This window comes from Streptomyces phytophilus (genome assembly GCF_013870535.1).
Lineage (GTDB): Bacteria > Actinomycetota > Actinomycetes > Streptomycetales > Streptomycetaceae > Streptomyces > Streptomyces phytophilus.
In genome coordinates, this window is sequence record NZ_JACBXC010000822.1 from 1 (window position 1) to 2,771 (window position 2,771).

The window sequence follows — 2,771 nt, forward strand, 5'->3', positions numbered from 1 at the left end:
GGCGGCGCCGCCGTCGGCGGGGTGCATGAGGAAGCGGTAGACCTGCGGGCGCGCCTCGATGGCCGAGAGGTACGTGTCGAGGGTGGCCTCGACGCGCTCGCGCCGGCCGGTGGGGGCGTCGAGCGCGGCGCGCAGGGCGGCGAGGAGGGCGTCGGTGTGGCGTACGGCCAGCGCGCGGTAGAGGCCGCCCTTGTCGCCGAAGTGGCGGTAGAGGATCGGCTTGGTGATGCCGGCCTCGGCGGCTATCGCGTTCATCGAGGCGCCCGGCCCGTCGCGCAGGACGACCCGGTCCGCGGCTTCGAGCAGTTCGCGGCGCCGGTCCTCGGTCGCCTGCTCCCTCTCGCCGCGCCGGTTGCCCATGGAAACCGCTCCCCTGCCTGGTCGATTGCCCGAATGCCTGCGCAACCTAGCACCCCCGTCGCGGGGTCCCCGCGGGCGTACGGGAGTTGACAGCGTCTACTCGCGGGTAACAGACTTACGTTACCGACGGTAACGATTTGCGAGGGCTGCGGAGGCGCAATGTCCGGGTTCACATTCGAGCTCAACGAGGACCAGAAGTCCGTCCAGGAGTGGGTGCACGGCTTCGCCGCCGACGTCATCCGCCCCGCCGCCGCCGAGTGGGACGAGCGCGAGGAGACCCCCTGGCCGGTGATCCAGGAGGCGGCCAAGATCGGCCTCTACTCCCTGGACTTCTACGCCCAGCAGTACTTCGACCCGACGGGACTGAGCATCCCCATGGTCATGGAGGAGCTGTTCTGGGGCGACGCGGGCATCGCCCTGTCGATCGTCGGTACGGGGCTGGCGGCCGTCGGCGTGCTGGCCAACGGCACCGAGGAGCAGATCGGCACCTGGATCCCGCAGATGTACGGCGACGTCGACAACGTCCAACTGGCCGCCTTCTGCTCCTCCGAGCCGGACGCGGGCTCCGACGTCTCCGCGATGCGCACGCGCGCCGTCTACGACGAGGCCAAGGACGAGTGGGTGCTCAACGGCACCAAGACCTGGGCGACCAACGGCGGCATCGCCGCCGTGCACGTCGTCGTCGCCGTCGTCGACCCGGAGCTGGGCACCAAGGGGCACGCCTCGTTCATCGTCCCGCCGGGTACGCCGGGCCTGTCGCAGGGCCAGAAGTTCAAGAAGCACGGCATCCGCGCCTCGCACACCGCCGAGGTGGTGCTGGAGGACGTGCGCGTGCCCGGCTCGTGCCTGCTGGGCGGCCGGGAGAAGCTCCAGGAGCGCCTCGCCCGCGCCCGCGAGCGGGCCGAGTCGGGCGGCGCGCGGGTCAAGAACGCCGCGATGGCGACCTTCGAGGCGTCCCGCCCGGCGGTCGGCGCGCAGGCGGTGGGCATCGCGCGCGCCGCGTACGAGACGGCGCTGGACTACGCCCGGACCCGCGTCCAGTTCGGCCGCCCGATCATCGACAACCAGGGCATCGCCTTCCAGCTCGCCGACATGCGCACGCAGATCGACGCCGCCCGGCTGCTGGTCTGGCGGGCCTCCTGGATGGCCAGCGCAGGCAAGGGGTTCACCTCGGCGGAGGGCTCGATGTCGAAGCTGTACGCGGGCGAGGTGGCCAAGGACGTCACCGCGCGGGCGATGCAGATCCTCGGCGGCAACGGCTACACCCGCGAGTACCCGGTGGAGCGGATGCACCGCGACGCCGCCATCTACACGATCTTCGAGGGGACGAGCGAGATCCAGCGGCTGGTGATCGCCAGGACCCTGGCCGGCGTCCCCATCCGCTGACTTCGCCCGCCCCCTCCCCCCGGCGGGCGGCGCGCGGCTACTCTGCGAGCGCACGACGACGACCGGGGGGAAAGGCGAGGCCGCGGTGTTCTACCACCTGCTGAAGTACTTGTTCTTCGGGCCGCTGCTGCGGCCGCTGTTCCGGCCGCGGATCGAGGGCCTGGAGCACATTCCGGAGGAGGGGGCGGCGATCGTCGCGGGCAACCACCTGTCGTTCGCCGACCACTTCCTCATGCCCGTGATGCTGAAGCGGCGCATCACCTTCCTCGCCAAGGCCGAGTACTTCAACGGCCCCGGCCTCAAGGGGCGGCTGACCGCCGGGTTCTTCCACGCCATCGGCCAGATCCCGGTCGACCGCCGGGGCCGCAAAGCGGCGCAGGCGGCCATCGAGGAGGGCCTCGGCGTGCTGGCCAAGGGCGAGTTGCTGGGCATCTACCCGGAGGGCACGCGCTCGCACGACGGCCGGCTGTACAAGGGCCGGGTCGGGGTCGCGGCGATGGCGCTGAAGGCGGGCGTGCCCGTCATCCCGTGCGCGATGCTCGGCACCCGCGAGGTCCAGCCGCCCGGGCAGAAGATCCCCAGCCTCGGCCGGGTCACGATCCGCTTCGGCGAGCCGCTGGAGTTCTCCCGGTACGAGGGGCTGGAGGACCACAAGGCCGTGCTGAGGGCCGTCACCGACGAGATCATGTACGCGATCCTCACCATGTCGGGCCAGGAGTACGTCGACCGCTACGCGCAGGAGGCCAAGGCCGAGCAGGAGGCCGCGAAGAAGAACCCGCCGGCCGCGGCCTGAGCGGCGCCGCCCGCCGCCCGGAAACCCGGTGGTGGCGGCCCGCCCCCGGTGCGTACGGTCCTGGCATGACGAGCACGGCACGGCACACCCCCGCGGCGGTCCGCGGCACGGTACGGACCGGCCCGGCCGGTGCCCGGTGAGCGCGCGGCTGCGCCAGGTGGCGCGGGACAACGAGCGGATCCTCGCCGACGGCGGCTACCACGCCGCGGGCCGGTGGGTGCCCCTCGCCGAG

Annotated in this window: 3 protein-coding genes; 2 read left to right on the forward strand and 1 reads right to left on the reverse strand. The window is 72.3% G+C overall.

The window, feature by feature from the left end:
* Window positions 1–360, reverse strand: a 360-nt coding sequence (locus tag H5J30_RS25740) for a TetR family transcriptional regulator (RefSeq protein WP_181789734.1), incomplete at its 3' end; no start/stop codon positions are given.
* A 159-nt stretch (window positions 361–519) separates the two neighbouring features.
* Here H5J30_RS25740 and H5J30_RS25745 point away from each other — a divergent pair.
* Window positions 520–1,746 (forward strand): acyl-CoA dehydrogenase family protein, encoded by a 1,227-nt coding sequence (locus tag H5J30_RS25745; protein WP_181789735.1) that lies wholly within the window; start codon window positions 520–522, stop codon window positions 1,744–1,746.
* Window positions 1,747–1,831: 85 nt separating this feature from the next.
* Window positions 1,832–2,539 carry a lysophospholipid acyltransferase family protein gene (locus H5J30_RS25750; protein WP_181789736.1) on the forward strand — a complete coding sequence of 236 codons (708 nt, stop codon included), beginning with the start codon at window positions 1,832–1,834 and terminating at the stop codon, window positions 2,537–2,539.
* The last annotated feature ends 232 nt before the right edge of the window (window positions 2,540–2,771 follow it).